Origin of the sequence: Flavobacterium sp. ACN2 (assembly GCF_002303885.1) — a bacterium.
In the GTDB taxonomy this organism is placed as follows: domain Bacteria; phylum Bacteroidota; class Bacteroidia; order Flavobacteriales; family Flavobacteriaceae; genus Flavobacterium.
This window is the reverse complement of the sequence record NZ_MRCM01000013.1, coordinates 109,856-122,370: the sequence shown is the minus strand read 5'-3', so window position 1 is coordinate 122,370 and position 12,515 is coordinate 109,856. Positions and strand designations below refer to the sequence as shown.

The 12,515-nt window shown below is 32.5% G+C and carries 10 protein-coding genes and 1 other RNA gene; 6 read left to right on the top strand and 5 right to left on the bottom strand.

The features are described 5' to 3' along the window. Nucleotides 1–8 precede the first annotated feature (8 nt). A complete protein-coding gene (locus BSF41_RS16120) occupies nucleotides 9–3,044 on the bottom strand; it encodes a SusC/RagA family TonB-linked outer membrane protein (protein WP_095930525.1) in 3,036 nt (1,011 codons plus the stop codon). 277 nt (nucleotides 3,045–3,321) lie between these two features. Between BSF41_RS16120 and BSF41_RS16115 the strand changes: the two genes are divergently transcribed. The 3 genes from BSF41_RS16115 (at nucleotide 3,322) to BSF41_RS16105 (ending at nucleotide 6,710) form a co-directional block, all read left to right on the top strand. Beyond that, nucleotides 3,322–4,374, top strand: coding sequence for a sensor histidine kinase (locus tag BSF41_RS16115; protein ID WP_095930524.1), 1,053 nt, complete (start codon nucleotides 3,322–3,324; stop codon nucleotides 4,372–4,374). Next, on the top strand, nucleotides 4,364–5,065 hold the full coding sequence (locus BSF41_RS16110; protein WP_095930523.1) for a LytTR family DNA-binding domain-containing protein: 702 nt from the start codon (nucleotides 4,364–4,366) through the stop codon (nucleotides 5,063–5,065). Before BSF41_RS16115 ends, BSF41_RS16110 begins: the two co-directional genes overlap by 11 nt. A 175-nt stretch (nucleotides 5,066–5,240) precedes the next feature. Then, on the top strand, nucleotides 5,241–6,710 hold the full coding sequence (locus tag BSF41_RS16105) for an MFS transporter (RefSeq protein WP_095930522.1): 1,470 nt from the start codon (nucleotides 5,241–5,243) through the stop codon (nucleotides 6,708–6,710). Between the two features lie 119 nt (nucleotides 6,711–6,829). On the opposite strand, the gene BSF41_RS16100 is transcribed toward BSF41_RS16105, so the two are convergent. The 4 genes from BSF41_RS16100 to ffs all read right to left on the bottom strand — a co-directional run bounded on the left by BSF41_RS16100 (nucleotide 6,830) and on the right by ffs (nucleotide 9,319). Then, nucleotides 6,830–7,327 (bottom strand): hypothetical protein, encoded by a 498-nt coding sequence (locus BSF41_RS16100; protein ID WP_095930521.1) that lies wholly within the window; start codon nucleotides 7,325–7,327, stop codon nucleotides 6,830–6,832. A 91-nt stretch (nucleotides 7,328–7,418) separates the two neighbouring features. Beyond that, complete coding sequence (gene fsa / locus BSF41_RS16095) at nucleotides 7,419–8,075, bottom strand: fructose-6-phosphate aldolase (protein ID WP_095930520.1); 657 nt, start codon at nucleotides 8,073–8,075, stop codon at nucleotides 7,419–7,421. Nucleotides 8,076–8,242: 167 nt separating this feature from the next. After that, nucleotides 8,243–9,046: an SDR family oxidoreductase gene (locus tag BSF41_RS16090; RefSeq protein ID WP_095930519.1), complete on the bottom strand. Its 804-nt coding sequence runs from the start codon at nucleotides 9,044–9,046 to the stop codon at nucleotides 8,243–8,245. A gap of 175 nt (nucleotides 9,047–9,221) precedes the next feature. Then, nucleotides 9,222–9,319: signal recognition particle sRNA small type (gene ffs, locus BSF41_RS16085), an RNA gene on the bottom strand. Between the two features lie 88 nt (nucleotides 9,320–9,407). Here ffs and BSF41_RS16080 point away from each other — a divergent pair. The 3 genes from BSF41_RS16080 (at nucleotide 9,408) to BSF41_RS16070 (ending at nucleotide 12,361) form a co-directional block, all read left to right on the top strand. Further along, nucleotides 9,408–10,460, top strand: a complete 1,053-nt coding sequence (locus BSF41_RS16080) for a glutaminyl-peptide cyclotransferase (RefSeq protein WP_095930518.1) — start codon at nucleotides 9,408–9,410, stop codon at nucleotides 10,458–10,460. A 116-nt stretch (nucleotides 10,461–10,576) separates the two neighbouring features. Then, a complete protein-coding gene (gene hutI / locus BSF41_RS16075) occupies nucleotides 10,577–11,815 on the top strand; it encodes an imidazolonepropionase (protein WP_095930517.1) in 1,239 nt (412 codons plus the stop codon). A gap of 141 nt (nucleotides 11,816–11,956) precedes the next feature. Further along, nucleotides 11,957–12,361, top strand: coding sequence for a hypothetical protein (locus BSF41_RS16070; RefSeq protein ID WP_095930516.1), 405 nt, complete (start codon nucleotides 11,957–11,959; stop codon nucleotides 12,359–12,361). Nucleotides 12,362–12,515: the final 154 nt, after the last annotated feature.

Here is a 12,515-nt window from a genome sequence, read left to right as displayed (position 1 = left end):
TTGTAAGATTAGAATGTTAAGTTTAAATTAAGACCGATATTTCTTGTTGAAGGTAAACCAAACACATCAACACCTTGTAAGCCTTCACCTGTACTTAAAGCTACATTTGGATCAAATGGTGCATCTTTGTAAAGAAAGAATAAGTTTCTAGCAATCAAAGAGATAGTTGCAGATTGAACATATGGTAATTTATCTTTTTTGAAAGTATACCCAATAGATATCTCTCTTACATTTACATTTGTTGCGCTGTAAACATACTCTCCAGAAGCTCCGTTTCTACCTGCTGTACCATTGTAATAATCAAAAGCATCCATTGTAGTTACAGGAGTTCCGTCGCTCGCTCTTACACCGTTAATTTTAACACCTCCAGCATTTCTAGCATCACCTGTAGCTTTAGATACTCCATTGTAATCGTTGATTGCTTGAGTTAAACTAAGAACTTCTCCACCAAAACGTCCATCAATTAAGATGTTTGCAGTAAATGATCCGAATTTAAAAGTGTTAGACCATCCTAACATGAAATCAGGATTAGCATTACCAACTTCTTCCCAATCTGTTCTTTGAATAGTATTGTCGTCATTAACTAAGATTCTTCCTTGATCATCTCTTTTCAAGTTTTTACCTTCAATTACACCAAATGGTCTTCCTTCAATTAATGAATATCTGTAGCTGTTAGATCCTGGATCAGTAAGAATGATTCTACCTCCTGTTCCTTCTTCAGCAGGAATATCATTTACTCTACTCTTATTTTGTGAATAGTTAATTCTAGTATCCCAGTTGAATTTTTCTCCTCTAACGATATCTGCATAAAGTACAAGCTCGAAACCTTTGTTAGAAATACTACCAGCGTTGATAGCATAATTAGTATAACCAAAAGGGTTTGTAGCTGGAGCAGGAACTTGAATAAATTGGTTTTTAGTTTTAGAATCATAGAAAGAAAATTCGAAACCTAATCTGTTATCAAACATTCTCCATTCTGTACCTAATTCAACCTCAGATTTTAATTCAGGTTTTAATGTTTGACCTGGCATTGGTCCAACTGGTGGATTTACAATACTTCCTGCAACGATAGTAGATGTAGGACTCGTAATACTACCAGCAATATCATTACCAACTTGTGCATAAGTAGCACGAACTTTTCCAAAGTTGAAAACTTCTGGTAATGTAAACATATCGCTAAGAATACCAGTAACCCCCACAGATGGATAGAAGAAACTAGAATCGTTAGTGTTTACTAAAGTAGACGACCAGTCATTTCTAGCTGCAAGATCTAAGAATAAATAATCTTTGTATCCAAAAGTTGTAGCAGCAAATACAGACTGAACTTCTCTTTCTGCTCCTGTTTGAACGTTACCGTTATTATTTACAAAGTTTCCTAAAGTAAAGATGTTAGCATAATTCAAACCTCCACCGATTCCTGAATCTACAGTTAAACCAGTAACTTTGGTATTATTGATACTTGCTCCGAATGTACCATTGAATGAAAAGTTTTCACCCATTTTTGTATTAAATAAACCTAATAAATCAGCATAATTTTGAGTACCGATTGTATTTGCATTGATGTATCTTCCTGTAGCGTGTACTAAAGAAGTTGCAGAACTAGCATACATTTCTTTTTGGAAATTGCTCTCACTTCTGTTATAGCTATATCTTGAAGCTAAATGAAACCACTCAGCAACTTTATAATCTAAAGCAATTGCTCCGTTAAAGAAATTGTTTGTATCAACAGATTTTTGTCTGTTAATCTGCCAGTATGGATTTTCATTACTTTCGTTTACCGCTGCAAAACCAGGATAATTTTGAACATTCATGTTTCTAACAGGATCAAAAACTTCATACGTTTTCAAATCATTTAAGCTAAAAGCTCTTGGATGAGAATAAACACCACTAATTGGGTTGAAGTATAAACCATTTGTTGGTCTATTGTTAATTGTTTGCGCAACATAATTTCCTGTTACAGCAACACTCAATCTATCATTTAAGAATTTGCTTGTTTGACGAATTCCAAAGTTATTTTTCTTCAAATGATTTCCAGGTATAATCCCAGAAGCATCTGTATTAGCATACGTTAAGCTTGTAGAATTTCCTTCAGTTGCTTTAGAAAAAGACATAGAAGTAATTTGTGTAACTCCTGTTTCGAAGAAATCTTTAATATCACCTTCTACTTTTTTCTTATCTCCCCAAGATCTTGGATCTCCATCTGCAGATGTGTAATCTGATTGGAATTCTGGCAAATAAGCTGCACTATCAAATGTTGTAACAGAATTGATATTGAATGATTCAACTCCAGCTTTTCCTTTTTTAGAATTAAGTAAGATTACACCATTAGCACCTTGACTACCGTATAATACAGAAGCCGCAGCACCTTTAAGCACAGTCATTCCTTCATAATCATCAGGATTGATCAATGAAACGATATCACCACCGTCACGGTTACCTCCTGCTAAATCACCAAAAGTACCATTTGGCTGTCCTGTACCTTGATTGTACAAAGGAATACCATCAATTACATATAAAGGCTGATTGTTTACAAAAGATGAATTACCACGAATTACAACTTTTGTAGAACCTCCTGCTCCAGATGAACTTTTTGTTACTGCAACACCGGCAATTTTACCAGCAACAGTATTAATAAGGTTTGGATCTTTTACACGGGTTAACTCTTCTCCTTTAAGCTCTTGAGCTGCATAAGTCAAAGATTTTCTTGCTTTCTTTATCCCTAAAGAAGTTACAACAACCTCATTTAATGAATTTGAAGCTCCTTGAACCATCTTCACATTCACTGTAGAAGCATCTCCTACAACAACAGTCTGAGTTTCTAGTCCTACATAAGTGAAAACTAAACTTTGACCTTTTTGAACTTCAATAGTGTACAATCCGTCAAAATCGGTAGTAGTTCCTTTTTGACCTCCTTGTACAGCAACAGAAGCTCCAGGTAATGGCATACCATCAGAATCTGTAATCACACCCTTGACATTTTTTACTTGTGCAAGCGAAACTTGCGCCGTAAAAACAATCATAAAGATTAAGAAAATTTTTTTCATGTTTATTTTATTTTGTTAGTTATGATGTAAAATTATTCTTAAGGCATTGTTAAAAAAAATAAATTAAACCAACAGCAATAAAATTTAAACGAACGACATAAAACATTCAATAATACGCTTTACGAAAACGTTCTAATAGAAAAAATAAGCACAAATATCCTTTTTTTGCAAAATTTTATTCAAAAAAATTGGCTCTTTGCAGTTAATTGTTTAAAGTTGCACAATATTTCAATATTGTTAAGAAAAACCAAAAAAAACGCAAATAACTTAAAACCAGTTGAAAGAAATACGAAAAGTTAAATTTGATATTAAACTGCAAAATCATATCTGGTTTTGGGGAGTATATTTTACTTTAAACTTTTTAAGATGGGGAGCTTATTTTAATGATTATCCTTATGCATTCAAATCTAATGTAATCGAATTCTCACTAGTTATTCCATTAGTTTATTTAAATTTATTTGTTTTAGTTCCCAAGTATGTACTAAAACAAAAATACATCCTGTATACTTTTTTGCTTCTAGTAAGTTTGTTTGCAATGTATCTGCTCAAAACGGCCTTGACATATTATATTATATCAGAAAATATCTGGCCAGAAGCAAATCGAGAATACCATCCTTTTGAGATCAATCACATTGTTGCTGTTTGTATAGGAGAATTGTATGTTCTAGCAATGGCCTCCTCTGTGTATCTTACTTTAACTTGGTTAAGAGAGCGCGAAAGAAATAGATCGTTAAGAGAAAACCAATTTAAAATAAAATTAAAGTATCTCGAAAATCAGATTCAGCCTCATTTTTTCTTTAATACATTAAATAATCTGTATGCTTTATCATTAGAATCCTCAAAGAAAGTTCCAGATGTAATTATCAAACTTTCTAATTTGATGGAGTATGTTTTGTATGATGTAAAAGGAACCAAATTTGTTCCACTTATAAAAGAAATCGATTATATTCAGAACTATATCGAAATCGAAAAACTTCGTTTTGAAAATGTTGAAGTGACCATAAATCTAGAATCTAATATAGAAGATGTTGTTGTACCGCCTTTAATCTTTATTTCTTTGGTCGAAAATGCTTTTAAACACGGCGGACTAAACAACAGAAATTTAAAAATAAAAATCAATTGCAAAGTTATAGACAACAAAATACTCGATTTTGAAATCTTAAATAATTTTGTAATTTCACAAAATCATAATCCAAAAAAAGGAATTGGTCTGGTTAATACCAAAAAGAGACTAAAGCTGATTTACAGAAACAATTTTAGTCTAAAACAGCAAACCAAACTAAATTTCTATATAATCCGATTGCAAATACCAACTCAGAATGAAGATTAAATGCGTGTTAATTGATGATGAGCCTTTAGCTATCAAAGTCTTGCAAAATTATTTTACCAATTTTACAGATTTTGAAGTTGTTGCGACATTCAATAATTCTCTAGAGGCGCTCGATTTTATAAACAGTACTCCTGTTGATGCCGTCTTTTTAGATATTAACATGCCCATGATGACGGGTTTCGAACTTATTAGTCTTATCGAAAACAAAACCAAAGTTATCATTACCACCGCATTTAGAGAATTTGCTGCCGAAAGTTATGATTTGGATGTATTAGACTATTTGGTAAAACCAATTCCGTTGCCAAGGTTCATCAAATGCATCAACAAAATTACTACCGAATACAATCTCAAAAACAATATCAAGATCGAAACGGCAAAAGGAGATTCTCATATTTTTATCAAAGTAGATAAAAAAATGATGAAAATTAATATTGAAGAAATTCTATTTGTCGAAGGAATGAAAGAATATATAAAAGTGGTCACTCCCGATAAAACCTACATTACACATAAATCTCTTACATCCTTATCTGAAGAATTGCCCGCAGATCGCTTCCTTAGAATACACAAATCTTATGTAATTGCACTAAATAAAGTGAAATCTATAGAAGGAAACCGCGTTCAAATACAATCTTACAACATTCCGATAGGCAGAAACTACAGTAAAGAAGTTAAAAACAAGATATTGGAATAAAATATAATTACGAATTACATTTTCTAAGTAGGTTAAAATTAACACTTTGTTGAAAAAACATAGCCGTTGGTTTAAATTTAACATTATTTATACCTTTTTATTTTTTTTTGATAATCCTAACAAATATATTTACGGTCTTCAAAAAACAATAAAATAAAAAATTAACCTTATTATTATGAGTTCAGAAAATGTGCAAACCAAATGGGGGCAATTTATCTCTTTGATAATCGTCTTCTTCTTTTGGGGTTTTGTTGGTTCAGCCAATGATATCCTAATTCCAGTATTCAAAAAAGTATTTACGTTATCGCAAGTACAATCTCAATTAGTAGCATGGGCTTTCTACGCTGCATATTTTGTTGGATCAATTATATTCTTTATCGTTTCTTTAAAAGTAGACGTTTTACAAAAATACGGCTACAAAAAAACACTATCTGCAGGATTAATTTTATCAGCAGTAGGTTCATTCCTATTCATTCCAGCAGCTACAATTCAAAGTTTTCCTTTCTTCTTAACAGCTTTATTCACAGTAGGTTTAGGATTCTCTATCCAACAGATTGTTGCAAATCCGTTAGCTATTAAAATGGGAAGTCCTGAAACTGGAGCACACCGTTTAACTCTTGCGGGAGGAATCAACTCTTTCGGAACAACGATCGGAGCTATTTTATTAGGTATCGCTTTATTCGGAATGGGAGACAACAAAAAAACGGCTCTTTCATTAGAAGATATTAAATTGCCTTTCATCATTTTAGGTCTTGCTTTTATTGCGGTTGCAGTATTTATGAATTTCTCAAAAATCGAAGACCCAGTAAAAGAGGAAGAAGCAGTAATTAAAGACAAACACAGCAAATTCAACATTCTTGACTATCCACAATTGTACTTGGGTATGTTAGGAATTTTTATTTATGTAGGAACTGAGGTAACTATCATCAGTAATCTACCTGCTCTATTACACACTCACGAATTCGGAAACATCTTAGAAGACGCTGTAGCACCGTTTATTGCGCTTTACTGGGGAAGTTTAATGATTGGTCGTTGGAATGGTGGAGTAAACGTATTTAACACTTCAAACCTAGTAAATACGGCACTTAAATTTATCGTTCCTGCTGCGGCATTTGGAGTAATCATTGGAGCAAACATCTTTGCAGCTCACGATGTTTCTTCATTCTACATCTACCCTTTCTGGATTTTACTATTTATTGCAGTAAGTTTTATTGGTGGTAAAAACGCTGGAAAAACATTAATGCTTTTCGGAATTTCAGGATTAACTATGATGGCATTAGGATTAGCATGGCCAGATCCAGAAATTGCTAAATTCTTCTTCATCTCTGGTGGATTATTCTTATCGATCATGTGGCCTTCAATCTTCGATTTAGCGATTGCAGGATTAGGGAAAAACACAGGAAAAGCGTCTTCTTTCTTAATCATGATGATTCTTGGTGGTGGAGTAATTCCATTGGTACAAGGAAGTATCTGTGACTTAGATGCAACAAATCCAAACGGAATTTTCGGTATCACATACACACACTTCTCTTACATTATACCGCTACTTGGTTTTGCATATTTAGGATTCTACGGTTTCTACTGTCCTAAAATTTTAAAAAGACAAGGTATTAGCCACATAGAAAGTGCTGGTGGAGGACACTAAAAAGTAAAAAACTCCAATATATAAAAATCCAAATTCCAATTTTAAAACTGGAATTTGGATTTTTTTTATTTAAAGAAGAAAAAAACTTAGAAGCTTAGCATCTCAGAATCTTAGCAACTTTATTTGGCATTAATAATATTACTCAAGTTCTTCTTAAAAAGAGCCTTATTTTGAACCGTTAAAGGATAAACCACATCTTTGTCCGCATGAACAATTACTTTATCTATATCGGCATTTAAAAGCGCTTGCGGGTCTTTTATCTTCAAGGTGCAGGCTCCATCAAAAAAGCCGTCGTCTTCTATAGTTTTTCGAGCTTCTATTTTTGTTCCATCACTTAGGATTGCCGAAATCGTCATTTCGCTATTTAATGTTTTCGAATAAAATCCATCCATTACCAATAAAAGCCGGTAAGAATTTTTTAATTCTGGACCTTTAAATTCGTGTCTCGTAATATTATATCGAAGACCTTTGGCAAGAGTTTGAAATTTAACCGAGCAATCTAACTCATAAGTAGCAACATCACCCGCTTCATTTACCGAAGTAATAACTTTAGCAGCTTGAGCGTTTATAGAAAAACTCGCTACAAAAAAAGACAACATAAATAAGATAACTTTCATATTTAACTATTTAAGATTCAATATAAAAGTAAAAAAAATCGTCTCTTCTCGTTAGAAAAAAGACGATTTTAATTTTATAAGTATCTAAGTATTATTTATTTCCTTTTTCAAAGTCAGCTACAAACTGAGCTAAACCGATATCTGTCAATGGGTGTTTCAATAAACCGTAAATTGCAGAAAGAGGTCCAGTCATAACGTCTGCACCAATTTTAGCACAGTTTACAATATGCATAGTGTGACGTACAGAAGCTGCTAAAATTTGAGTTTCGTAACCGTAGTTATCATAAACCTCTCTAATTTCTTGAATCAAATTCAATCCATCAGTAGAAATATCATCTAAACGCCCAACGAAAGGAGAAACAAAAGTTGCTCCAGCTTTTGCAGCCAAAAGTGCTTGTCCTACAGAGAAAACAAGAGTTACGTTAGTTTTAATTCCTTTATCAGAAAAGTATTTTGCTGCCATAACACCTTCCTTAGTCATAGGAAGTTTTACAACAATCTGCTCATGTAATTCAGCTAACTCCTCACCTTCTTTAACCATACCGTCAAAGTCAAGAGCGTTAACTTCTGCACTTACATCACCATCAACAAGATTGCAAATGTCAACATAATGCTTAAGGATATTGTTTTTTCCAGTGATTCCTTCTTTTGCCATTAATGACGGATTAGTTGTTACACCATCCAAAACACCTAAAGCTTGTGCTTCTTTAATTTGAGCTAAATTAGCTGTGTCTATAAAAAATTTCATAATTTGTTTAATTAAAAATGGTTTGTTTGTATTTATAAATTTCTTTTCAAATAAATTCTTTTAAAGAAATCTAGCTGCAAAATTACAAAATCAATACCAATAAAGATTTTAAAATTAAAACCATTTTAAAATTATATGTTAAAAATAAGTGTGTTTTTTACATTTTTCTATAACTTATAATGATTTATAAGCATTTTCTCATACATTTTATCTGGAAGCGCACGTTTTAAAACAATTGAAAACTTCTGCATAAAAGCGCCCACTTTATAATGTACGTTTGGTTTTTTAGTTTGAATAATTTTATAAACTGCTTCTGCCATTTCATTTGGATTACTTCCTGCATCAACATGATCATTCATTGTGGCTAGAACATCGCCATAAACCTTTTCGTAAGCAGAATCTTTAATAACAGGCGCATGATAACGTCCGGCAGCAATATTGGTTGCAAAATCTCCAGGCGCAACATTCGTGATTTCGACACCAAAAGCTTTTACTTCCATCCTTAAAGCTTCAGTAATCAATTCCAAAGCTCCTTTCGATGCAGAATAAACACTTCTATACGGAAGTCCCATATAACCAGCAATCGAAGTAATATTAATAATAAGACCAGAATTTTGCTTACGCATTTGTGGCAACGCCGCTTTCATAACTTCAATTGGACCAAAAAAGTTAGTCTCAAAATTATTTCGAATTTCTTCTGTCGGAATTTCTTCTAAAGGTCCTGTAATTCCAACTCCAGCGTTATTAATTACAATATCCAATCTTCCAGAAGTTTTGATAATTTTATTTACCGCTGTTTTAATAGAATCAGAATTTCGAACATCTAAAGCAACTAACGGAAAAACTGAATTTAAAACTTTCTCAGGATTTCTGCTTGTTCCGTATACAACAAAACCTTTTTGATGTAAAAATTCACCAATAGATTTTCCAATTCCTGATGATCCTCCGGTAATTAAAACGACTTTGCTCATTTTTTAGTTATAAATTATGGGTTTATGAGTTATAAGTTTTTGGAATTGGGTTTATTTTGAATCACATAAAGCAGTCAATTTTAAACTTCTAACCAATAACATTTAACTTCAGATAGGGTCAAAAATAAAAAAATCCTCCTAAAAGGAAGATTACAAAACTATTAAATTCTAAAAAAAATGGCAAGCGACCTACATCGCACCGCTCAACCACGTACCCTTGCTATGTTCCCATCCTGGGGGAGTCTGCAGGAGCTGGTCGTGTAGGACTTGCCGGTGCAAATATACAACCTTTTTATATTTTTGCAAGACCTTTGCAGCAATAAAAATATCGTCGTATATTGCCTTATTCAAATTTTAAACTATGAAAAAATATAACTTCCTAGCTGTCATTTTATTAGGAATCACATTGGTTGGATGTGGAGAAAAAAATAAAGGTGAAAATTCTTTATTTACTATCGATGATTCTGCTTTTCCGGCTCATCTTACGCAAAAAGAAGCGCTTAATATTGGAATTTTAAACCCAAAATCTAAAGAAATTGACAGCGTTGCCTACTTCGTAAACGACCAAAGAGTTGGAGGTACAAAAGGTGCTGCAAATTTTAGATTTGAATTAATAGATCAAAAATTAGGATACCAATACCTAAAAGCTAAAGTTTATTTTGGCGGAGATTCTTCTGACGCAACTGCTAGAATTGAAGTCGTTTCAGACATTGAGCCTAAATTATTAAAATATAAAGTCGTAAATACTTTTCCTCACGACAAAAAAGCTTTTACAGAAGGTTTAGAGTTTTATAAAGACACTTTATATGAAAGCACTGGACAAGAAGGAGCTTCTTTTGTAAAAAAATACGATTACAAAACTGGAAAAGTTTACAAACAAATTGATCTTGAACAGCAATATTTTGGAGAGGGAATTACATTTATAAATGATAAATTGTTCCAACTAACGTACAAAAACAAAAAAGGTTTCATTTACGACGCAAAGACTTTAAAACTTGAAAAAACCTTTGATTATGAAAAAGATATTGAAGGTTGGGGAATGACAAATGACGGAAAACACATTTATCAAACTGATGGAACTGAAAAAATTTGGAAAGTTGACCCTGCTACTCAAAAAATGATTGATTATATCAACGTTTATTCGGGAGAATCTAAAATTAAAGCCGTTAATGAAATCGAATGGATCAATGGAAAAATCTATGCAAATGTATGGTTTAAAGATGCTATTGCTGTCGTAAATCCAAATTCAGGAGCAGTTGAAGCCATTTTAAATTTATCTGATTTAAGAAAAACAATGACAGACATTACAAAAGATGATGTTTTAAACGGTATTGCTTACAATCCTAAAACTAAAACTATTTTTGTAACGGGTAAAAACTGGAGCAAAATGTTCGAAATTACCGTTTCTGAATAAAGATAATAATATTGAATTTTTAAAATTCCAAATTCCAATCTGACACAAATTTCATAAGTTTTCATTCATTAATAAGTGAAAATTTGTGAATTTTGTGTTTTATAACAACATCAACGATGACAACATTAATCATAAACATACAAGAGTTATTACAAGTTCGCGAAACTTCTATCACTAAAGTTTCGGGTGCGGAAATGGCAAAACTTCCAACAATTAAAAATGCTTTTTTGGTATTAAAAGACAATTTAATTGAAGATTTCGGCTCAATGGATAATCTTCCAGAAATCAAAGCTAATAAAACTATTGATGCAACTGGAAAAGTTGTTCTTCCGTCTTGGTGCGACAGCCACACGCATATTGTTTATGCAGGAAATCGCGAGCAGGAATTTGTTGATCGTATAAATGGTCTTTCTTATGAAGAAATAGCCAATCGTGGTGGTGGAATTTTAAATTCGGCTAAAAAACTAAACGAAACTTCTGAAGAAGAAATTTATGAGCAATCTAAAATCCGTCTGGAAGAAGTAATGCATTTAGGAACTGGAGCTGTAGAAATTAAATCAGGTTACGGTTTGACGGTCGATGGAGAATTAAAGATGCTTCGTGTAATTAAAAAATTGGCAGAAAACTATCCTATCGCCATCAAAGCGACATTTCTAGGCGCACATGCTTTTCCTTTACATTACAAAGACGATAAAGCTGGCTATCTTGACGAAATGATTAACGAAATGCTGCCAGAAATTTCCAAAAACAAGCTTGCTGATTACGTAGATGTTTTCTGCGAAAGCGGTTATTTTTCTGTAGAAGAAACCGAAAAAATAATGGAAGCAGGTTTAGCATTTGGCTTGAAACCGAAAATCCATGTCAATCAATTTAATTCTATTGGCGGAATTCAGGCTGGCGTTAAATTTAATGCCCTTTCTGTAGATCATCTTGAAATTATGAATCCAGAAGATATTCAAGCCTTAAAAGACACCGAAACAATGCCTGTTGCTTTACCTTCTTGTTCTTATTTTTTAAGCATTCCGTATACACCAGCACGCGAAATGATAAAAGCAGGTTTACCTTTAGCGTTAGCAACAGATTTCAACCCTGGCTCTACTCCATCAGGAAATATGAATTTTGTTGTAGCAACAGCTTGCATCAAAATGAAAATGACGCCAGAAGAAGCGATTAATGCAGCAACAATAAACGGCGCCTACGCAATGGGACTTTCAGAAACACACGGAAGTATCACAAAAGGCAAAAAAGCCAATCTGATTCTAACAAAACCTATTTCCTCTTATTACCAAATTCCTTACGCTTTTGGAAGCAATCTTATCGAATCTGTTTTCGCAGAAGGAAAAATTTTAAAATAATTCAGTGGGTGAAATGGAATAAAATAAGGTAAGATACCCACTTTACATCAAACAAAGGACAAACTTAAAATGCAACAATATGAAATGAAAGTCTCTTTAATTAGAGGCTTTTTTATTTACTATATTTGAACAAAAACAAATATGGAAATCTTTATAGGTATAGCAGGACTTCTTATTGCTTGGTTAACATATAAGAAAACTTTTCACTCAAAACCTGATGAAGAAAGAAATAATTTGTTAGGTATTTTTCTAACCACACAAAAACTTCATTTAGAAGTTCAATCTCTTCTGCAAAAATACATAGACGATAATAATGGAGCTGAACATTTTATTTATCCTGACATAACTTTTCAACGTTTATTGGATATGTATAAACAAGGTTTTGAAAAAGATTTATCTGATAAAGTTTATGAGGAATTAAAAAATAATCAAAATTATACTAAAAGCAATATTGGTACTTTTCAAAATCAGATTGATATACAACATAATGCATTATTGCAATTTCGCAATCAATTGCTATTTTTACAAGCAACCACCAACGAATAGATTCTAGTTAAAGAAGCATACTTACTAAAATAATTTGATCTAATCTGCAAAATCTAATTTAGATCAACCAAAATCTTTTTACATCTGCGTAAAAAAAAATCTATGCGCAAAATGTTTCACGCAGATGTAAAAAGATTATGGCAGATATATACAG

What these genes read in the sequence shown, in the direction of transcription:
- BSF41_RS16120 (WP_095930525.1), bottom strand. Translation starts at nt 3,044, where the DNA reads ATGAAAAAAATTTTCTTAATCTTTATGATTGTTTTTACGGCGCAAGTT.
- BSF41_RS16105 (WP_095930522.1), top strand. Translation starts at nt 5,241, where the DNA reads ATGAGTTCAGAAAATGTGCAAACCAAATGGGGGCAATTTATCTCTTTG.
- BSF41_RS16080 (WP_095930518.1), top strand. Translation starts at nt 9,408, where the DNA reads ATGAAAAAATATAACTTCCTAGCTGTCATTTTATTAGGAATCACATTG.
- fsa (WP_095930520.1), bottom strand. Translation starts at nt 8,075, where the DNA reads ATGAAATTTTTTATAGACACAGCTAATTTAGCTCAAATTAAAGAAGCA.
- BSF41_RS16110 (WP_095930523.1), top strand. Translation starts at nt 4,364, where the DNA reads ATGAAGATTAAATGCGTGTTAATTGATGATGAGCCTTTAGCTATCAAA.
- hutI (WP_095930517.1), top strand. Translation starts at nt 10,577, where the DNA reads ATGACAACATTAATCATAAACATACAAGAGTTATTACAAGTTCGCGAA.
- BSF41_RS16070 (WP_095930516.1), top strand. Translation starts at nt 11,957, where the DNA reads ATGGAAATCTTTATAGGTATAGCAGGACTTCTTATTGCTTGGTTAACA.
- BSF41_RS16090 (WP_095930519.1), bottom strand. Translation starts at nt 9,046, where the DNA reads ATGAGCAAAGTCGTTTTAATTACCGGAGGATCATCAGGAATTGGAAAA.
- BSF41_RS16100 (WP_095930521.1), bottom strand. Translation starts at nt 7,327, where the DNA reads ATGAAAGTTATCTTATTTATGTTGTCTTTTTTTGTAGCGAGTTTTTCT.